Source organism: Kitasatospora purpeofusca (genome assembly GCF_000718025.1).
In the GTDB taxonomy this organism is placed as follows: Bacteria; Actinomycetota; Actinomycetes; order Streptomycetales; family Streptomycetaceae; genus Kitasatospora; species Kitasatospora purpeofusca.
Genome location: NZ_JODS01000023.1, coordinates 25,817 through 45,158, shown reverse-complemented (window position 1 = coordinate 45,158; position 19,342 = coordinate 25,817). Strand labels below are relative to the sequence as shown.

The window sequence follows — 19,342 nt, the reverse complement described above, 5'->3', positions numbered from 1 at the left end:
TCAGCGGTCCCAGCGGACGGCGAGCGCGGCGGCGTCGTCGGCGAGGCCGCCCGGGGAGACCCAGGAGGCGAGGTCGGGCAGCAGGGCGTCCATCAGGTCCTCCGGGGTCCCGGCCGGGAGCGCGGCGAAGCGGTCGGGGAGGGGGTAGAACTCGCCCGCCGTGTCACGGGCCTCGGAGACCCCGTCGGTGTACAGCAGCAGCAGGTCGCCGGGCCACGGGTCGACCGGCTCGGCCGTGTAGCGGCCGTCGCCCAGCAGGCCGAGCAGGCCCAGCGGCGGGGCGTGCCGGGTGGGGACGAGTTCGGTGACCCGGCCGCCACGGCGCAGCAGCGGGTGCGGATGGCCGCAGTTGACCAGCAGGGCCGCGCTGTCCCCCCGGTCCACGGCGAGCAGTACCGCGGTCACGAACCGTCCGTCGGCGGGCCGCCCGGCCAGCGCGGCGTCCAGGTGCTCGGCGAGCCGGGCGAGGTCCGGTTCGGTGCGCGCCGCCGTGCGGAAGGCGCCGAGCACGTCCGCCGCCGTCTCGACGGCGGGCAGGCCGTGGCCCTGGACGTCCCCGAGCAGGATCCGGATCCCGAACGGCGTGTCCACCACGTCGTAGAGGTCCCCGCCGATCCTCGCCTCGGCGGCCGCCGCCATGTACCGGACGGCGATCCGCAGCGGCCCGATCCGTTCGGGCGGCGGGCGCAGCAGGGCCCGCTGGGCGGCCTCGGCGACGGTCCGCACCTGGAACAGCTCGCGCTCGCGGGCGGCGATCAGTACGACGTTGGCGGTGCTGGCGAGGGTGGTGGCGGTGATGGTGATCAGCGAGGCGAGGTGGACGGAGAGCGGCAGGTGGGAGTTGGCCTCCTCCAGCAGACCGGCCACGACGACGGCGGCCGCGCCGGTGGCGAGCGGCACCCGGGCCCGGCGGGTGGTGGCCCCGACCAGGACGGGCGCGGCGGCGAGCACGGGGGAGAGGGTGCTGCCGGGGCCGGTCAGCAGGTCCGTCACGACGGCCCCGACCAGCAGCAGGAAGGCGCCGCCGAGCAGCAGCCTGGTCCGCCGCGGCAGCCGGGGCAGCGGCACCCGGTCCGGTGCCTCGGCGCCCTCGGGGCCCTCGGGGCCCTCGCCGCTCGCGCTCACGCACCCGCCTCCAGGCCACTCGACGGTCCGACGACTCGACGGCGGCGCCCGCAGGAGTGCCGCCCCCTCCGTCCACTCTCCACCGCCGCCCGCCCCACCGGCATCCCGGCGGCCCGCCCGCGCGCATTCCGGCTGCCCTCCGGCCGGGGGCCGCCCTCCGCCCGCCGTCCGGCCGGGGGTCGCGACGAACTAGGCTGACGGACGCGATGAGACGTAGGAGCGCGGCCCCGACCTCCCCCCTGCCGCAGCGGCAGGGGGTCGATCCGGTGCACCTGCGGCTGCCGGTGACCGGCGGGCCGTGGGAGACCGTGCGGGAGTACCTGGGGGAGCGGCTGCCCGCGGTGGCGGCGGAGCGGGTGGACGGGCTGCTGCGGGCCGGCGAGGTGGTCGGCGAGGACGGCCGGTCCGTCGGTCCGGCCGACCCGTTCCGGCCGGGTGCCCACCTGTGGTTCTACCGGGAGCTGCCGGCCGAGGTGCCGGTCCCGTTCGAACTGGAGGTGCTGCACCGGGACGAGCACCTGGTGGTGGTCGACAAGCCGCACTTCCTGGCCACCACGCCGCGCGGTCGGCACGTGGTGGAGACGGCGCTGAGCCGGCTGCGGCACACGCTGGACCTGCCCGCGCTGAGCCCGGCGCACCGGCTGGACCGGTTGACGGCGGGGCTGGCGATGTTCGTGGTGCGGCCGCAGGACCGTGGCGCCTACCAGTCGCTGTTCCGGGACCGGCTGGTCCGCAAGGAGTACCGGGCGGTGGCGGCCTACGACCCCGCGGTGGAGCTGCCCCGCACCGTGCGCAGCCACATCGTGAAGGAGCGCGGGGTGATCGCCGCCCAGGAGCTGGACGCGCCGCCGAACAGCGAGAGCCGGATCGGCCTGCTGGAGCGGCGCGGCGCGCTGGGCCACTACCTGCTCCGGCCGTCGACCGGCCGCACGCACCAGCTGCGGCTGCACATGAGCGGTCTGGGCCTGCCGATCCTGGGCGACCCGGTGTACCCGGTGGTGCTGCCGGAGCCCGCCCCGGACGACTTCCGCCGCCCGCTGCAGCTGCTCTCCGCCGCGATGGAGTTCACCGATCCGCTGACCGGCCGTCCGTGCCGCTTCGAGAGCCGCCGGACCCTGGCGGCCTGGTCGGACCCGGAGTCCTGGTAGCCCGTCTGCCGCGCATTCCGCGCCCGCCGCGCATTCCGCGCCCGCCGCGCATTCCGCGCCCGCCGCGCATTCCGCGCCTGCCGCGACTGTCCGCCGCGCCCGCGCGCCCGGGTCCGCGCGGGCCTTCTCCCGGAGCCCCGAACGGAGTAATTTAGTTGACCTCAGCTAAATAATCCCGGGCCCGGCCGGGGCCCGGCCCATCCGGGGGAGGACGGGGCGATGGACGTCGACACGGACCACCCGCGCTACAAATGGGTGGCGCTCTCCAACACCACGCTGGGCATGCTGATCGCCACGATCAACTCCTCGATCGTGCTGATCTCGCTGCCCGCGATCTTCAACGGCATCCACCTGGACCCGCTCCGGCCCGGCAACGTCGGCTACCTGTTGTGGATGCTGATGGGCTACATGCTGGTCACGGCGGTGCTCGTGGTCACCCTCGGACGGCTCGGCGACATCTGGGGCCGGGTGCGGATCTACAACGCCGGCTTCCTGATCTTCACCCTCACCTCGGTCGTCCTCTCCCTCGACCCGCTCCAGGGCGGGGGCGGTGCGCTCTGGCTGATCGGCTGGCGGGTGGTGCAGGCGGTCGGCGGCGCCATGCTGATGGCGAACTCCGCCGCGATCATCACCGACGCCTTCCCCGCCCGGCAGCGCGGCATGGCCCTGGGCGTCAACATGGTGGCCGCGATCGCCGGCTCCTTCGTCGGGCTCGTGCTCGGCGGACTGCTCGCCGAGTGGAACTGGCGGTCCATCTTCTGGGTGAACGTGCCGATCGGCGTGATCGGCACCGTCTGGGCCTACCGCTCGCTGCGCGAGACCGGCGTCCGCCGCCCGGGCCGCATCGACTGGTGGGGCAACATCACCTTCGCCGTCGGCCTGACCGCGTTGCTCGCCGCGATCACCTACGGCATCCAGCCCTACGGCGGGCACACCATGGGCTGGACCAACCCGTGGGTCCTGGCCGGGCTGCTCGGCGGCGCCGCCGTGCTCGGCGTGTTCTGCGTGGTCGAGAGCCGGGTCGCCGAACCCATGTTCCCGCTGCGGCTCTTCCGCGACCCGGTGTTCACCGGCGGCAACCTCGCCACCCTGCTGGGCTCGATCGCCCGGGGCGGCCTCCAGTTCATGCTGATCGTCTGGCTCCAGGGCATCTGGCTGCCGCTGCACGGGTACGACTACGCCGACACCCCGCTGTGGGCGGGCATCTACCTCGTCCCGCTCACCGTGGGCTTCCTCGCCGCGGGGCCGGTCGCCGGGTACCTGTCCGACCGGTTCGGGGCCAGGCTCTTCGCCGCGGGCGGCCTGCTGGTGATGGCCGCCTCCTTCGCCGGACTGCTCGCCCTGCCCACCGACTTCGGGTACCCGGCGTTCGCGCTGCTGGTGTTCCTCAACGGCCTCGGCGGCGGCCTGTTCGCCGCGCCCAACACCGCGCTGGTGATGTCCAGCGTGCCCGCCGCCGACCGGGGAGCCGCCTCCGGCATGCGGGCCACCTTCCAGAACGCCGGCATGGTGCTCTCCATCGGCGTCTTCTTCTCGCTCATGGTCGCCGGCCTGGCCGGTTCCCTGCCGCACACCCTCTCCGACGGGCTCACCGCCCAGGGCGTGCCCGCCGCGGACGCCCACGCCGTCGCCCAACTGCCCCCGGTCGGCACGCTGTTCGCGGCGTTCCTGGGCTACAACCCGGTCCGTGAACTGCTCGGCCCGCAGGTCCTCGCCCAAGTGCCCGCCGGTAACGCGGAGACGCTCACCGGCCGGGAGTTCTTCCCCCACCTGATCTCCGGCCCGTTCCACGACGGCCTGATGGTGGTGTTCTCGCTCGCCATCGCGATGTCGCTCGTCGCCGCCGTCGCCTCGCTGCTGCGCGGGCGCACCGGCCGGGCCCCGGCCGGCCCGGGGGCCGGGGGCGGTAGCGGCGGAGCGGGGAAGCCCCGCGCGGCGACCGGGGGAGCGCGCTCGTGACCACCCCCGAACCCCAGGGCCCCGACGCCCCGGACGCGGCGGCCGTCGCCCGGTTGCGGCTGGTGATCGCCCGCCTGCACCGCCGCCTCGCGCAGTCCTCGGCCGGCCAGGAGTTCACCTTCGCCCAGCAGTCCGCGATCGCCAGGATCGAGCAGCACGGACCGCTGCGGCTCGGCGAACTCGCCGCCCTGGAAGGGGTGTCCGCGCCCTCCATGACCCGCACCGTCGGCCCGCTGGTGACGGCCGGGGTGGTCGAACGGCTCCCCGACCCCACGGACGGCCGGTCCTTCCTGGTGGCCGTCGCCCCGGCCGGCGCCGAACTGCTCGCGGGCATCCGCCGACAGCGCTCCGAACTCCTCGCCCGCCGGATGCAGACCCTCACCCCGGACGAACAGGCCGTCCTGCTCGCCGCCCTCCCGGTCCTGGAACACCTGCTGGCGGCCGAGGAAGCCTGAGGCCGCCGGTCCCAGGACATCCGGCGCCGTCCGCCGGTGCGGCGGCGCCGTCACCGCTCCGACAGCCCCGGTGGCAGCTCGAGTTCGAACCACACCACCTTGCCGTCCGGCGTCTGCCGGGTGCCCCAGCGGTGGGCGAGTTCGTTCACCAGGTGGATGCCGCGACCGCCCTCGTCCTCCTCGTCGGCGCGCCGCATCCGGGGGGTGCCGGCGTCCCGGTCGGCCACCTCCACGGTCAGGGTGCGGTTGCACAGCAGCCGCAGCTGGGTCGGCGAACCCGCGTGCACCAGCGCGTTGGTGATCAGTTCGCTGGTCAGCAGCTCCGCCCAGTCGGCCAGTTGCGCCAGCCCCCAGCCGGTCAGCGTCTCCCGGGTGAACCGGCGCGAGTGGGCCACCATCGCGTGGTCGTCGTCGAGCGCGAGGGTGGCGATCCGGTCCGAACCGACCGGCCGGGCCTGCGCCATGATGACCGCGATGTCGTCCTCGCTGCTGCGGCCGGTGAGTTCGGAGAGCACGGCGTCGCAGGTCTGCTCCAGCGAACCGCGCCGGTCCGCGATGGTGCGGCACAGCAACTGCAGCCCCTCGTCGAGGTCGCGGCCGCGCCGTTCGACCAGGCCGTCGGTGTAGAGGGCGAGCAGTCCCTCCTCGGGGAGGGTGAACCCGACGCTCTCGAACGGGACTCCGCCGACCCCGAGCGGCGCGCCGGGCGGCAGCTCCAGCAGCCGGGCGTTCCCGGCGGTGTCGGCCACCACCGGCGGCAGGTGGCCGGCGCAGGCAGCGGTGCAGCTCCGGTCGACGGGGTCGTACACGACACAGACGCAGGTGGCGAACTGGCCCTCGCCGATCGCCGTGGTGGCCTCGTCCAGCCGCTGCATCACCCGGTCGGGCGCCAGCTCCAGGGTGATCAACGTTCTTGCCACGGTACGCAGTTGCCCCATGGTCGCGGCCGCCCTGATGCCGTGCCCCATGACGTCGCCGACCACCAGAGCGACCCGGCCCGAGGAGAGCGGGACGACGTCGAACCAGTCCCCGCCGACCTCGCTCACCACACTGCTCGGCAGATAGCGGTAGGCGATCTCCAGCCCCAGCGTGCGGTGGATCTCCTGCGGCAGCAGGCTGCGCTGGAGGGTGAGCGCCGTCTCCCGCTCGCGCCGGTAGAGCCGGCCGTTGTCGATGGCCAGCGCGGTGCGGCCGACCAACTCCTCGGCCAGCGCGCGGTCCGCCGGGCCGAACGGCAGGGGATTGCGGGTGCGGATGAACTCCGCACCGCCCAGCACCAGTCCGCGTGCCATCAACGGCACCATCAGGTACGAGTGCACGCCCGCTTCCAGCCCCGGCTGCACCCGGTCCTCGGAGGCGACGATCCGGCGCAGCGCCGCCTCGTCGACCTCCGACACCAGGATCGAACGCCCGGTGCGCAGGCTCTCCGCGTACACCTTGGCCGACTGCGAGGTCTCGCCGACCGCGTCGGCGGCGTCCGACATCAGCCCGTCGGCGTCCAGTTCACCGACCGCCACCGCCCGCATCAGCACCGAGCCGTCCGGCGGCACGGGCGCCGGGTCCTCGCCGCCGAGCACCGCCTCGCGCAGGTCGACGGTGACGAAGTCGGCGAACCGGGGGATCACCACCTCGATCAACTCGTGCGCGGTGCGGTGGAGATCGAGGGTGGTGCCGATCCGGTTGGACGCCTCGTTGAGCAGCGACAGCCGCTGCTGCGCGGCCCACGCCTCGTCGAGCGCGCGCTGCCGGGCGGCCGCCGCGTCCCGCTCCCGGGTGAACAGCAGCGCGTTGTCGATCGAGACGGCCGCCCGCGCCGCCAACTCCCCGGCCAGCGCCAGGTCGTCGTCCTCGTACGGGCGCTCCAGCACCGTCCGGTAGAACGCCGCCACGCCGACCGGCGAACCGCGGGCGATCAGCGGCACCACCATGAACGAGCGCACCTGCTGCTCGTGCACCGCCGCGGCCCGCACCGGATCGTCCCGGAACCAGGCCATCCCGGCCTCGTCCATCCGCGGGACCAGTACCGGACGGCGGTGGCGCAGCGCCCAGGCGTAGGGGGAGGAGGGCGGGAAGCGGTGCACCCCGCCGCTGCGGTCGATCGGGCGCAGGGTGGAGCGGTCCGCCGAGTGGAAGGCCATCCGCCGCAGCAGCGCCGAGCCGTCGCCGGACGGCCGCGCCTCGCGCTCGCCGCGCACCAGGTCGTCGAGCACCTCGACCACCACCGTGTCGGCCAGCCGGGGGGTCGCTACGGCGGCCAGTTCCTCGGCGGTCTGGGTGAGGTCGAGGGTGGTGCCGATCCGGGTGGAGGCCACATTCACCAGGGCGAGGCGCTCCTGCGCGGCCTTCGCCTCGCGCAGCGCCTGCTGGCGGGCGAGCACGATCTGGTGCTGGCGCAGGTAGAGCCGGGCGTTGTCGATGGCCACGGCGGCCCGGGAGGCCAGTTCGTCACCGAGCGTGATGTCGGCCTCGGCGAAGGACTCCCGTTCGCCGCGCCGGGAGTAGACGATCATGCCGAGCGTGGTGCCGCGCGCCACCAGCGGGGTGATCCGCACCGAACGCGGGCGGTCGCCGAGGAACGCCTGCCGGCGACTCTCGGTGATCGCGTCGCTCAGCGGTGGCAGTTCCCAGGACGGCACCACCACCGTCCGCCCGGTGGCCAGCGCCCGCGCGTACGGGGTGTCCGGGTTCACCTCGTACACGGTGTCGACCGGCAGCGCCTCGGCCGGGTACAGCGGATCGGAGGTCGCCAGGGCCAGCCGGCGCACGTGCTGCGGCGCGGTCGGGTCCAGCGGCTCCACGGTGCGGCCGGCCGCCAGCGCCTCCAGGGCGAAGACGCCGCTGATGTCGGCCACCTTGGGCACCATGGCGTCGGCCAGCTCCCGGGCGGTCTGCCGCAGGTCCAGCGTGGTGCCGATCGAGGCGGAGGCCTCGACCAGCAGGGCGAGCCGCTCCTGCGCGCGCGCGGCGCGGGCGTCGGCCCGGAAGCGCTCGGTGATGTCGATGATGGTCGAACTCACGCCGAGCACCTGCCCGCCCGGCTCCTCCAGCCGGAAGTAGGAGGCGGACCACGCGTGGTCGTGGGTCGGGTCGCCCGGGGTGCGGCCGTGCGAGCGGGCGTCCACCACCGGTTCGCCGGTCTCCAGCACCCGGCGCATCACGGCCTCGCTCTCGGCGCCGTTGATCCCGGGCAGCAGCTCGGTCAGCCGGTGCCCGAGGTGCCGCTCGACCGGCAGCCCGTTGACCCGGGCCAGCGCCTCGTTGATCCGTACGAAGGCCAGCTGGGCGTCGTAGACGGCCATCCCGACCGGCGCCTGCGAGAAGAAGCCGTCCAGCAGTGCCAGGTCCGCCTGGATCCGCTCCAGCGTGGTCACGTCGGAGGCCACCGCGAGCACCAGCGGGCTGCCACCGGGACCGGCGATCGGATGGGTGCGGAACTCCAGGTTGACGTGGTGCCCGTCCCGGTGGCGTACCGGGAACACCCCGGACCAGCCGCGGCCGTCCAGGATCCGCTGGAACAGCTCCAGCACCTCCGGCCGGTCCTCCTCGGAGGCCAGCAGCTGCGCGGCCCGCGCGCCGATCGCCTCGGCCGCGGAGTAGCCGAGCAGGGCCTCGGCGTCACCGCTCCAGTGCAGGATCCGCCCGTCCGCCTCGATCAGCGCGGTGGCGATCGGCACCATCAGCAGCGCGTCCGGGCCCTCGGCCGGTTCCGGGCGCACCCCGTCCCCGGACGGCACCCGTCCGGGCCCGCCGGCCTCGTGCTCAGGACGCTCGTTCACCATGCTCGGTCACCATGGCCAGCACCGCCCGGAGGTCGTCCCCATCAGCCCTGCCATCCTCCCACGCCCCCCACCGACCCCGCACGACACACCTGCTGCGAACGGTGTCGGCACGGGCGGGATCCGCGTTCCGGACGGGCCGGGTGGAGGTTCGCCGCTCCAGTTCTCATGGGCCGCCGGGCCGGCGACCACCGGTGGTCGGCCGCCGCCTCAAGGAGCGGCGGTCGGTACCTGCGGCGGTGGCGGGTTCGCTCCCCGGACGACCTGCCGGCCGGTTCCCGGGGTCGAGCTCGTGAGGTGTCGGACTCCGGTACCCCGGAGGGTCACGAGCGCGGTGTGGACCTGGCCGACCGGCTCGGTCAGGTCCTCCGGTCGGTCGGTGCGAAACGCGGTTCTCCCTGTTCGGGCCACGCTACTGGCCCGGGAAGGTGGCGCGGGTGGTCTGGAGGGTGCGGAGGAGGCGGACGGCGGGGGTGTCGACGGAGCGGCGGGTGTTGGCGAGGACGATGACGCCGACCTGGCGTTCGGGGTCGAAGGCGACGAAGGAGCGGTAGCCGCCCGTGCCGCCGTTGTGCCAGATCTGGAGGTGGCCGCCCTGGCGGGCGTGGAGGCGGTGGCCGAGCCAGCCGAGGTGCATCCAGGCGACCGGGTTGACCCGGTGCCGCACCTCACGGGTGAGGGCGATCGCGGGGCCGAGCGGTGCGGAGCCGGTGTCGCCGGCCAGTTGGGCCTGGAGCAGGACCGCCAGGTCGGCCGCGGTGGAGCGCAGGCCGCCCGCGCCGGCGAGGTCGGCGAGCTGCCAGGCGGGGACGGGCCGTCCGCCGGTGGTGTGGCCGGGGGCGAGCCGGGCGGTCTGCTCCGGGGAGGGCTCCAGGACGGTGTCCCGCAGGCCGAGCGGTTCGCAGATCTCCCGCCGGACGAGTTCCCCGTAGCCGACGCCGGCCCGGTGGGCGAGGGCGAGGCCGAGGAGTCCGGCGCCGAGGTTGGAGTAGCGGAAGCTGCGGCCGGGGGCGGCCCGGAGCCTGGTCCGGCCGAGGCCGGTCAGCAGGGCGTCGGCGGTGCAGTGCGCGTACGGGTCGGGCTTGTTGGGGCTGAGGAGGGAGGACAGCAGCATGCCGGCGGGCAGCCTGGGCAGGCCGGAGGTGTGGGTGGCGAGGTGCCGCAGGGCGAGCGGCTCGGGGCCCTTGGCCGGGACGGCGGCGCCGGCCGGGAGGGCGTCGGCGAGGACCTCGGCGAGCGGGTCGTCGAGGGTGACGGTGCCCGCCAGCGTCAGCCGGGCGAGCGCGAGCGAGGTGAAGACCTTGGTCACCGAGCCGATCTCGAAGAGCGTGTCCGGTCCGGGGGGTCCGCCCGCGGCCCCGGGGCCGGTGCGTCCGGCGCCGCGGATCTCCACCGTGCCGCGGGCGAGCCCGGCGACCACCGCGCCGACCTGTTGGCCGGCGAGGCGGTCGGCGGTCTGCTGGACGAGGCTGCCAAGATCGTTCATGAGTCCGAGCCTAGGAGGGGCGGGACGGTGGTTTCGTCCACCGCGGCGACGATTTCGGCACCCGCCGCTCGTCCCCCGGAGGTACGGCGCCGCCGTCCCGCCGGTCCGTCAGCAGCTCAGGTTGTTGCCGGGGACGGTGCCGAGCAGCTGGGTGAAGCGCTGGTAGGCGTTGATCCGGCTCTGCACCTGCGCGGGGTTGCCGCCGTTGCACTCCAGCGAGCCGTTGATGCTGCGGATGGTCTCGCCGAAGCCCGCGCCGTTGACCATGGCGTTGTGGGGGGTCATGGTGCCGGGCCCGTTCTGGGTGTTCCAGTACCAGAGCGCGGTCTTCCAGGCCACGGCCGGGTCGGTCTGCACCAGGTTGGGGTTGTGCAGCAGGTCGATGCCGAGGGCGTCGCCGGCGGCCTTGTAGTTGAAGTTCCAGCTCAGCTGGATCGGCCCGCGCCCGTAGTAGGCGGCCTGTCCGGCGGGGCAGCCGTAGGGCTGGGAAGTGTCGCAGTAGTGCGGGTAGTTGGCGGTGTTCTGCTCCACCACGTAGACCAGCGCGCCGGTTTCGTGGTTGACGTTGGCGAGGAACGCCGCGGCTTCCTGCTTGCGCACGGTGTCGGTGCCGGTGGCGGCGAACGCGGGGTACGCGGAGAGGGCGTCGATCAGGCCCTGGTAGGTGTAGAAGGGGTTCCGGTTCGGGAACATCTGGTTGAACTGCGCCTGGCTGACCGGGAATCCGCCGGGGTTGACGGTGCCCGTGGGGGTGGGCGTTCCGGTCGGGTTCGGGCCGGTGCCGCAGCCGCCCTGGTCGGACCAGACGCCCGAACCGCCGGTGCTCGGCGGCTCGTTCTGGGTCCACCACTTGGCGAGCCAGTTGTGGCCGTTGTACGAGACGGCGGCCCCGCCGGTGTAGACGGCGGAGGAGTTCCAGGGCGTCGCGCAGACGGCGGCGCTGGCGTTGGCGGCGGGCAGCAGCAGGATCACCGCGAGCGCCGTGAGGACGGCGGAGAGCAGTGCGAGCAGGCGTTTCGTGGACACTTGATCACCCCTTGTGCGGTGGGGGCCGCACGGTCGTGGAGGACGGGACGTCGGGGCAGGGGAGCCGGGGCCCCGCGGTGGGGGGCGCGTCGTGGGGGACGGGCCGACCGGGGTGCGGGCCGGGTGCGGGGCTGTTCCAGACTCAAGCGGAGTGGTCTATACCTGTCAAGGGGGTCGGGGCGAATCGCCCGGAATGCGTCCGTCGGCGGGCGGACCGGCGGCGGCCCGACGGCCTGTCATGGCCCGGCTGCCGGGTCTGGGAGGATGTCCGGGTGGATCAGACCCCCGACGCCGACGCCCGGTCGGGCCCCGGCGCACCGATCAGGTCGGGCATCCCGGAGCACGGCCGGGTGCCCAAGTACTACGCCGTCAAGGGCCAGCTGGAGGCGCTGCTGGACGAGCTCGGCGAGGGGGGCGTGCTGCCGACCGAGCGCGAGCTCGCCGCCCGCTTCGAGGTGGCCCGGGAGACCCTCCGCCAGGCCCTGCGCGAGCTGCTGATCCAGGGCCGGGTCCGGCGGCGCGGCCGCAGCACGGTGGTGGCCGGCCCCAAGCTGGAGCAGCCGCTCTCGCTGGCCAGCTACACCGAGGGCGTGCGGCGCCAGGGCCGGGTGCCGGGCCGGACCCTGATCGGGCTCGAACGACTCGGCGCCGACCCCCAGTTGGCCGGGCAGCTGCGGATCGACGCCGGCGATCCGGTCTGGCACCTGGAGCGGGTGCTGCTCGCGGACGGCGAGCGGGTGGGCCTGGAGAGCACCTACCTGGCGGTCGGGCGGGTGCCGGGGCTGGAGGACGAGTTCGACCCCGGGTCCTCGCTGTACGCGTACCTCGGCGAGAAGGTGGGCATCTCCTTCGGCGCCGCGGACGAGCGGATCGAGACCGTGCTGGCGACCCCGCGCGAGGCGCTGCTGATCGGCACGCCGCCCGCCCTCCCGATGCTGCTGCTGCACCGGCTGACCAGGGATTCCGCCGACCGGCCGGTGGAGCGGGTCCGCTCGCTCTACCGGGGCGACCGCTTCAGCTTCACCACCCGCCTCGAGGCGGACTGACCTTCCCCCGGCCCCTCCTCCGGCCCCCTCCTCCGACTTCCTTCACGGGTCGGCCTTGATCACAGAAAGATAACGGGTCTGGACCGAATTCGGGCGTTGTTCACACCCGGGTCGGAAACCCGGCGACCCCCGGCCATCCGCTGCTCCGACCGTAGTCACCGCCCCGTTCCGCGCCATGACGACGCATCAGGAGAACGACGTGAACGCCCGGACCCCCGCCGCGCAGCACACCCACGCCACCCCGCAGAGCCCCGCCGCCCCCGGACTGTCCCGCCGCGGCCTGCTCCTCGGCACCGCCGCCGCGGCCCTCGCCACCGGCCCGCTGGCCGCCACCGCCGCCCGCGCGGCCACCGCCGTCGCTGCCGCCGCCCGCACCCCCAAGGTCCTGGTCATCGGCCTGGACGGCACCATGCTCACCCGCATCAAGGACTCCGGCGCCCCGAACCTCGCCGCCCTGATGGCCGGCGGCCTCACCGCCGCGAGCAGCCTCTACACCAGCCCGATGGCCGGCACCTCCTCCGGCCCCGGCTGGTCCACCATCGCCACCGGCGTCTGGCCGGACAAGCACAACGTCCTCGACAACAACTTCACCGCCCCCGCCTTCGCGACCTACCCCGACTTCCTGACCCGGGTCGAGACGGCGAACCCGGCGCTCTCCACCTACGTGGTGGCGTCCTGGGCGCCGATCGCCGACACCATCTACTCCGGCCGGGTCGACACCCGGGTCGCCACCCCGTCCGCCGAGTACGACACCGGCACCACCTCCCGCGCCGTCGCCCGGCTGCGCGACGGCAACCCCGACGCGGTCTTCGTCCAGCTCGACAACGTCGACCACGCCGGCCACAGCAGCGGCTCCGCCAGCCAGGCCTACCTGGACGCGATCCGGGGCGTGGACACCCAGGTCGGCCAGATCCTCACCGCCGTCCGCGGCCGGGCCGGCTACGCCCAGGAGGACTGGCTGGTGATGATCACCGCCGACCACGGCCACACCCCCACCGGCGGCCACGGCGGCTCCACCTGGGAGGAGCGGCAGACCTTCGTGATCGCCAACGGCTCGGCGTTCCCGGCCGGTTCGGTCCGTTACGACGTGCGGATGGTCGACATCGCGCCCACCGCCCTGGCTCACCTCGGCATCACCGCCGACCCCGCCTGGGGCCTCGACGGCACCCCGATCCCGGCCCTGGTCCCGGACGACTTCGACGCGCTGCGCCCGCAGCTCACCGGCCGGGTCGACGAGACCGGCATCCCGGCCGGCGTCCTCGGCTTCACCCGCACCGCGCCGGCCGGCTGGTCCGTCGACAACTCGGCGATGGGCACCGGCGGCGTCACCGAGTGGCGCGGCTGGTCGTTCACCACCGACGAGTTCTGGACCAAGGCCCAGCGCGACCAGAACCGCGAGCTCAACGTCCGCTCCCGCAACGTCTTCGCCGTCGCCGACTCCGACGAGTGGGCCGACAAGACCTTCCAGGGGAACTACGACTCCACCCTGGTCAGCCCGGAGTACCCGGTGGCGGGCCGGAGCAGCGTCCCGGTCACCTTCAACACCTTCTACCGACCGGAGGGCGTGCAGACCGCCCGGGTGCTCGCGGTCTGGGACGGCGGCACGCCGGTCGAGGTGAAGAGCTACACCGCCGACACCAACGGCCGCCAGCGGCTGGACCTGGCCGTCCCGGCGGGCGCGAGCCGGCTGCGGCTGCGCTTCCGGTACACCGGCAGCAACAACTGGTACTGGGTGGTCGACAACGTCCGGGTCGGCTGAGCCGGAGGGCCGGACCTGAGGCCGGGCGGCTCCGGCGGCAACGGCTTCAGGGGGCGAGCGCGGCGCGCAGCCGCTCGGCGACCAGCGCCGCGTCCGCCTCGTCGGAGTACGCCCGGCGCGGCCAGAAGAAGCCGCGCAGCCCGTCCTTCGGGTTGCGCGGCACCACATGGACGTGGAGGTGCGGCACCGACTGGCTGACCCGGTTGTTCGCCGCGACGAAGCTCCCCGCCGCCCCCAGGCCGAGTTCCACCGCGGCCGCCACCCGCCGCACCCGCAGGAAGAACGGGCCCACGTCCGCCGGCGGCAGGTCCGTGAGGGTGGGGCGGTGGTCGCGGGGGACCACCAGCACATGGCCGGGGAAGAGCGGCCGGCGGTCCAGGAAGGCCACCGCCACCTCGTCGTCCAGCACCCGGTGCGCGGGCTCCGTGCCGGCGACCACCGCGCAGAAGACGCAGTCCATCCGTCCATTCAACCGGCCCCGGGCCGCCCCGGCACCCGCTCCGGCCGGGGTCACCCGTCCGGACCCCGAGCGGGTGCGGGCCGACGGCGCCCGGGCGCACCGTGCAGGTGGGGCGCGCGGCGCGTCCCGTCGACGAGGAGGTGGCCCGGATGGCGGGCAAGTTCGAGGTGTACGAGGACGCCGGCGGCAAGTTCCGGTTCCGGCTCAAGGCGGGCAACGGCGAGATCGTCGCCACCGGCCAGGGCTACGCGAGCAAGGACGCCGCCCACAAGGGCGTCGAGGCCGTCCAGCGGGCGGCGAACGGCGCGAGCGTGGTGGACGTCGCCAAGTCCGGGGCCGCGGCCTGACCCCGGCGGTCGTGCGGGGCCGGACGGGGCGGCACGAGCAGCCCCGGCCCGGCCCCGCACCGTCGTTCCCGCCCACGCTCCCGCCGTTACTCGTAGCGGTAGAGCAGGGCCTCCCGCTCGTTCTGCTCGATCGCCTCGACGGTCAGCGACGGGTCCGCCAGGTGCGAGAGCGTGACCTCGGCCGAACTCGGCTGGGCGTCCTCGGCGAGCCAGTTCTCCGGCTTCCACGCCGAGGCGCGCAGGAACGCCTTCGGGCAGTGCGCGAACACCTCCTCGACCGCGACCACGATCGCGCTGCGCGGCGGCTTGCCGACCGCCGTCAGCTGCTCCAGCAGCCGGGGATCGGTGGAGACGCAGGCCCGCCCGTTGACCCGCAGCGTGGTGTCCCGGCCCGGCACGACGAACAGCAGCCCGATCCGGCCGGTCCCGACGATGTTGTGGAGGGTGTCCAGCCGCTTGTTGCCGGTCGCGTCCGGGATCGCCAGGGTGAACTCGTCCAGCACGGACACGAGTCCGGCCGGTCCGCCGCGCGGCGACACGTCGCAGCGTCCCTCGGCGTCCGTGCTGGCCAGGAGGACCAGCGAGGAGCAGGCGATCAGCTGCCGGGCGACCTCGTGGATGCGGTCCACCTGCTTGCGGCGCGCGTGGTCCCCGGGCTGCTCGTAGACCTCCCGCAGCCCGGCCGCGTCACGCACGGAGGTGGCGGCGAGCGCCTCGAACAGGCCGGAGGGCCGGTCCGGCCCGGGTGTTGACGGAACAACGGATTCCGGTGTGCTGGTCATACCGATCAACGTAACCGAGCCCGTGCCGACGCGGCCCGTCACCGTCGGGAAATCCTGCCCGAACCCCTCGCCACCAGCGCTTTCGCGTCGATAATGGGGCCAGGACGCTTTCGGGGCAGGTGGTCGCCGTGATCATCAGAATCTGGGCCGGGCAGGTCATGGCCGGGCACATCGAGGAGTTCTGCGAGGTGCTGACCAGCAAGGTGCTGCCACAACTCGGGCGCACCGAGGGCTGCCTCGGCGGCGAGCTGTTGCGCTCCGTCACCGAGGGCGGGCACCGGGTGCTCGTGGTCAGCCGCTGGCGCGACGAGGCGGCGCTGCTCGGCTACGCGGGGCCGATGTGGCGGATCCGGCCGGTCTGGTCGGAGGGCGAACTGCGGTACCTGGCCCACCCGCCGGAGGTCACCCACTTCACGCCGGTCCCCGCGCCCTGATCCGCCGGGGCCCGCCGCCGGGTCGTGCTCAGACGATCAGCGGAACCGGGTGCACCTCGGCCGCCGGATGCCCGGTGCGCTCGTGGATCCGCTGCACGGCCTCCTTCGACGGAGCCTCGGACAGGCAGTAGACGTGGCCCGACTCCGGATCGGCCCAGGCCTGCTCGAAGGTCACGCCCTCGTCGGCCTGGATCGCCAGGTCCGCCTGGTGCGCCATCCGCAACTCTTCCTCGGTGATGCCGGCCATCCCGTGGTGGACGTCCATGAACTTGGCCATAGCTCCCGCACCTCCTGCGGTCGCCCGCGACGGCGCGTGCCGCCGCCCCGGTACCACCAGCCTGCGCCCGCCGCACCCCGGGCCGCCACCGGACGCCCCGCGCGGGCGCGCCGCCGGAGGCCCCGCGCGGGCGGCGAACCCCCTCCGGCGACCCGCGTCGTCCATTCCCCGGCGCCGAGTGAAAGAGGCCACAGTGGACACCTCTCCCTGGCTCCGCGCGGATCATGGCAGAATGACGGCAGAATCAGCAGTGACGTTCAGCGCACTCCGGGGTCGGTGAAAATCCGAACCGGCGGTTACAGTCCGCGACCCGTCCGCAGCCAGCGGCCGGTTGACCAGGTGAAATTCCTGGACCGACGGTTAAAGTCCGGATGGGAGGTGTGCGCGGCGGACGAGTGAGCAGGGCCCGTGGTCCCCCGGTGGACCTCGGGAGGCGGTGTGCGGCGACGGACGGGGTCCCCCCTCGTTCCGGCGCCCGGTTCGGCGGCAGCCCGGTGACGGGTCCCGTTGCCGTCCGGCGCCCGTGTACCCCTTGCCCGCGCCTGTCCGCGTCCTTCTCCCGTGCCGCACCCCGGAGTCCGCGCCCCAAGCGCGAGGAGAACCCGGGTGTTCACCGGCATCATCGAAGAGCTCGGCGAGGTCGTGTCGATCGAGGAGATCGGCGACTCCTCGCGAATCCGTCTGCGCGGCCCGGTGGTCTGCGAGGGCGCGCGGCACGGGGACTCCATCGCGGTCAACGGCGTCTGCCTGACCGTCGTCGACAGCCCCGAGGAACTCGCGGCGGGCACCGGCGAGTTCAGCGCCGACGTGATGGCCGAGACACTGCACCGTTCCAGCCTGGGCGAGTTGAAGCCCGGCGGACGGGTCAACCTGGAGCGCGCCATGACGCTCGGCGCCCGGCTCGGCGGACATCTGGTGCAGGGTCATGTCGACGCCACCGGGCGGCTGTTGGGCCGCGAACCGGGGGAGCGCGACGCGGCCGGCGAACTCCGCTGGGAGGTGCTGCGGTTCTCGCTGCCCGACTCCGTCTCGCGCTACCTGGTCGAGAAGGGCTCGATCACCGTCGACGGCGTCAGCCTCACCGTGGTCGAGGCCGCCCGCGACAGCTTCACCGTCAGCCTCATCCCGGCCACCCTCGCGCTGACCACCCTCGGCACCAGGGCCGTCGGCGACAGCGTCAACCTGGAGGTCGACGTCCTCGCCAAGTACGTGGAGCGGCTGCTGGAGGCCCGCACCCTCCCGCCGCTGCCCGGGGCGAACGTGCCGGACGCGACCGACGCCACCCCGGGGGAGGAACGGTGAACTGGCTCAACGGCACCGTCCACCTGCTCGGCCAGGACGTCTACCGCTCCGACATCATCGGCAACCTGCTCGGCCTCGCCGCGCTCGCCCTCGGCTGGCAGCGCTCCCGGCTGACCTGGCCGGTCCAGTTGCTCTCCGGCCTGGTCCTGGTCGGCGCCTACTGGAGCGCCCACCTCAGCGGCGGCGTCGGCAAGCAGATAGTCGTGATCACGGCCGCCGTGTGGGGCTGGACCCGGTGGCAGCGCGGCAGGCGGGGCGACGGCGACGTCGCCGTGCGCTTCGCCACCGGCCGTGAGCGCGCCGCGCTGATCGGCGGCACCGCGCTCGGCACCCTGGCGGTCGGCACGCTCTTCACCGCCGTCCCGCAACTGTCCTGGGACGCCTGGCCGGACGCCTACATCTTCGTCGGCACCCTGGCCGCGATGGTCGCCCAGGCCCGCGGCTGGGTCGAGTTCTGGTTCGCCTGGATCGCCGTCGACCTGGTCGGCGTGCCGCTCGCCTTCGACAACGGGCTGGTCTTCTCCGGCTTCACCTACTCCGTGTACTTCGTCCTGGTCCTGCTCGGCCTGCGCGCCTGGTGGCTCCGCGGCCGCACCGCACACCCCGTGACCGACCCCGCCCTCCAGGGAGCCTCCGCATGACCGAGAACCCCACCACGCGTCCGGCAGAGCACCCCACCGCGACCCCGGCCGGGGACAGCGCCGCCGAGTTCGTCCTCGACCCGGTCGAGCGGGCCGTCGCCGACATCGCGCTCGGCCGCGCCGTGATCGTCGTCGACGACGAGGACCGCGAGAACGAGGGCGACATCGTCTTCGCCGCCTCCGCCGCCACCCCCGAGCTGATGGCCTTCACCGTCCGCTACAGCTCCGGCGTGATCTGCGCCCCGATGACCGGCGCCGAACTGGACCGCCTCAAGCTCCCGCCGATGACCCAGGTCAACGAGGACCGCAAGGGCACCGCCTACGCCGTCTCGGTGGACGCCAGGGACGGCGTCGACACCGGCATCTCGGCCGCCGACCGGGCCCGCACCGTGCGCCTGCTCGCCTCGCCCGGCACCGGCCCCGCCGACCTCGCCCGGCCGGGACACGTCTTCCCGCTGCGCGCCGTCGAGGGCGGCGTGCTGGTCCGCCCCGGCCACACCGAGGCCGCGGTCGACCTGGCCCGGCTGGCCGGCCTGCCGCCGGCCGGCGCGATCGCCGAGGTGGTCAACGACGACGGCACCATGGCCCGGCTGCCCGAACTGGTGGCCTTCGCCCGCGAGCACAACCTGGCGATCATCTCGATCGAGGACCTCATCGCCTACCGCCGCCGCACCGAGCTGCACGTCGACCGGGCCGCCGTCACCTCCCTGCCGACCGCGTTCGGCGAGTTCACCGCCGTCGGCTACCGGGGCACCCTCGACGGCGTCGAGCACATCGCGCTGGTCGCCGGCGGACTCGCCGAGGACGGCCGGCTCCCCGACGGCGAGGACGTCCTGGTCCGGGTCCACTCCGAGTGCCTGACCGGCGACGTGCTCGGCTCGCTGCGCTGCGACTGCGGCCCCCAGCTGCAGGCCTCGCTGCGCCGGGTCGCCGAGGCCGGCCGCGGCGTGGTGCTCTACCTGCGCGGCCACGAGGGCCGGGGCATCGGCCTGGCACACAAGCTGCGCGCCTACGAGCTCCAGGAGCGCGGCCGGGACACCGTCGACGCCAACCTCGACCTGGGCCTGCCCGCGGACGCCCGGGACTACAGCATCGGCGCCCAGATGCTCGGCGACCTCGGCGTCCGCTCGCTGACGCTGCTGACCAACAACCCGGACAAGCTCACCGCGCTCACCGAGCACGGGCTCAAGGTCAAGGGCCGCGAGCCGGTGGAGATCCCGGCCGGCGAGCACAACGCGCGCTACCTGCGGACCAAGCGCGACCGGATGGGCCACGACCTGCCCGGCCTCGACGGCTGACCCGGCCGCACCACCCCCTGC

General features: G+C 74.2%; 17 protein-coding genes and 1 riboswitch. Of the genes, 10 read left to right on the top strand and 7 right to left on the bottom strand.

From position 1 onward, the window contains the following. Positions 1–1,125, bottom strand: coding sequence for a PP2C family protein-serine/threonine phosphatase (locus IF01_RS0128265; RefSeq protein WP_037781410.1), 1,125 nt, complete (start codon positions 1,123–1,125; stop codon positions 1–3). Positions 1,126–1,331: 206 nt separating this feature from the next. On the opposite strand from IF01_RS0128265, the gene IF01_RS0128260 reads away from it, so the two are divergent. From IF01_RS0128260 to IF01_RS0128250, 3 genes are all read left to right on the top strand, one after another. Beyond that, entirely contained in the window at positions 1,332–2,273 is a 942-nt protein-coding gene (locus IF01_RS0128260; protein ID WP_030396388.1) for a pseudouridine synthase, read from the top strand. A gap of 219 nt (positions 2,274–2,492) precedes the next feature. Further along, positions 2,493–4,232, top strand: coding sequence for an MFS transporter (locus IF01_RS0128255; RefSeq protein ID WP_244215651.1), 1,740 nt, complete (start codon positions 2,493–2,495; stop codon positions 4,230–4,232). Beyond that, a complete protein-coding gene (locus IF01_RS0128250) occupies positions 4,229–4,687 on the top strand; it encodes a MarR family winged helix-turn-helix transcriptional regulator (RefSeq protein ID WP_037781408.1) in 459 nt (152 codons plus the stop codon). Before IF01_RS0128255 ends, IF01_RS0128250 begins: the two co-directional genes overlap by 4 nt. Positions 4,688–4,737: 50 nt before the next feature. Here the strand turns inward: IF01_RS0128250 and IF01_RS44360 are convergent, their stop codons facing one another. The 3 genes from IF01_RS44360 to IF01_RS0128235 form a co-directional block, all read right to left on the bottom strand. Then, positions 4,738–8,466 (bottom strand): SpoIIE family protein phosphatase, encoded by a 3,729-nt coding sequence (locus IF01_RS44360; protein WP_051756377.1) that lies wholly within the window; start codon positions 8,464–8,466, stop codon positions 4,738–4,740. Positions 8,467–8,875: 409 nt separating this feature from the next. Next, positions 8,876–9,949: a serine hydrolase domain-containing protein gene (locus tag IF01_RS0128240; RefSeq protein ID WP_051742097.1), complete on the bottom strand. Its 1,074-nt coding sequence runs from the start codon at positions 9,947–9,949 to the stop codon at positions 8,876–8,878. 108 nt (positions 9,950–10,057) lie between these two features. Further along, entirely contained in the window at positions 10,058–10,975 is a 918-nt protein-coding gene (locus tag IF01_RS0128235) for a glycoside hydrolase family 19 protein (RefSeq protein WP_030396383.1), read from the bottom strand. Positions 10,976–11,247: 272 nt separating this feature from the next. Between IF01_RS0128235 and IF01_RS0128230 the strand changes: the two genes are divergently transcribed. Together IF01_RS0128230 and IF01_RS0128225 are read left to right on the top strand one after the other, a co-directional pair. Continuing rightward, a complete protein-coding gene (locus tag IF01_RS0128230) occupies positions 11,248–12,021 on the top strand; it encodes a GntR family transcriptional regulator (RefSeq protein ID WP_030396382.1) in 774 nt (257 codons plus the stop codon). A 175-nt stretch (positions 12,022–12,196) separates the two neighbouring features. Then, a complete protein-coding gene (locus IF01_RS0128225) occupies positions 12,197–13,780 on the top strand; it encodes an alkaline phosphatase family protein (RefSeq protein WP_208624368.1) in 1,584 nt (527 codons plus the stop codon). A 46-nt stretch (positions 13,781–13,826) separates the two neighbouring features. Here IF01_RS0128225 and IF01_RS0128220 read toward each other — a convergent pair whose 3' ends face one another. Next, on the bottom strand, positions 13,827–14,240 hold the full coding sequence (locus IF01_RS0128220; RefSeq protein WP_030396380.1) for an HIT family protein: 414 nt from the start codon (positions 14,238–14,240) through the stop codon (positions 13,827–13,829). A 149-nt stretch (positions 14,241–14,389) separates the two neighbouring features. Between IF01_RS0128220 and IF01_RS0128215 the strand changes: the two genes are divergently transcribed. Further along, on the top strand, positions 14,390–14,587 hold the full coding sequence (locus tag IF01_RS0128215) for a YegP family protein (RefSeq protein ID WP_030396379.1): 198 nt from the start codon (positions 14,390–14,392) through the stop codon (positions 14,585–14,587). 86 nt (positions 14,588–14,673) lie between these two features. On the opposite strand, the gene IF01_RS0128210 is transcribed toward IF01_RS0128215, so the two are convergent. Beyond that, positions 14,674–15,369, bottom strand: a complete 696-nt coding sequence (locus IF01_RS0128210; protein ID WP_078880374.1) for an MSMEG_1061 family FMN-dependent PPOX-type flavoprotein — start codon at positions 15,367–15,369, stop codon at positions 14,674–14,676. 128 nt (positions 15,370–15,497) lie between these two features. Here IF01_RS0128210 and IF01_RS42370 point away from each other — a divergent pair, with 128 nt between their 5' ends. Continuing rightward, positions 15,498–15,803 (top strand): antibiotic biosynthesis monooxygenase family protein, encoded by a 306-nt coding sequence (locus IF01_RS42370; protein WP_157855373.1) that lies wholly within the window; start codon positions 15,498–15,500, stop codon positions 15,801–15,803. A gap of 28 nt (positions 15,804–15,831) precedes the next feature. Here the strand turns inward: IF01_RS42370 and IF01_RS0128200 are convergent, their stop codons facing one another. Continuing rightward, positions 15,832–16,080, bottom strand: coding sequence for an SCO4226 family nickel-binding protein (locus tag IF01_RS0128200; protein WP_030396376.1), 249 nt, complete (start codon positions 16,078–16,080; stop codon positions 15,832–15,834). Positions 16,081–16,339: 259 nt separating this feature from the next. Continuing rightward, positions 16,340–16,467: riboswitch (FMN riboswitch) on the top strand. A gap of 219 nt (positions 16,468–16,686) precedes the next feature. Between IF01_RS0128200 and IF01_RS0128195 the strand changes: the two genes are divergently transcribed. Genes IF01_RS0128195 through IF01_RS0128185 form a run of 3 tightly spaced genes read left to right on the top strand, consistent with a single transcriptional unit; the run spans position 16,687 to position 19,321 of the window. Continuing rightward, positions 16,687–17,382, top strand: coding sequence for a riboflavin synthase (locus tag IF01_RS0128195; protein ID WP_051756372.1), 696 nt, complete (start codon positions 16,687–16,689; stop codon positions 17,380–17,382). Next, positions 17,379–18,023 carry a nicotinamide mononucleotide transporter family protein gene (locus IF01_RS0128190; protein WP_030396374.1) on the top strand — a complete coding sequence of 215 codons (645 nt, stop codon included), beginning with the start codon at positions 17,379–17,381 and terminating at the stop codon, positions 18,021–18,023. Before IF01_RS0128195 ends, IF01_RS0128190 begins: the two co-directional genes overlap by 4 nt. Beyond that, positions 18,020–19,321, top strand: a complete 1,302-nt coding sequence (locus IF01_RS0128185; protein ID WP_030396373.1) for a bifunctional 3,4-dihydroxy-2-butanone-4-phosphate synthase/GTP cyclohydrolase II — start codon at positions 18,020–18,022, stop codon at positions 19,319–19,321. Before IF01_RS0128190 ends, IF01_RS0128185 begins: the two co-directional genes overlap by 4 nt. Positions 19,322–19,342 lie beyond the last annotated feature (21 nt).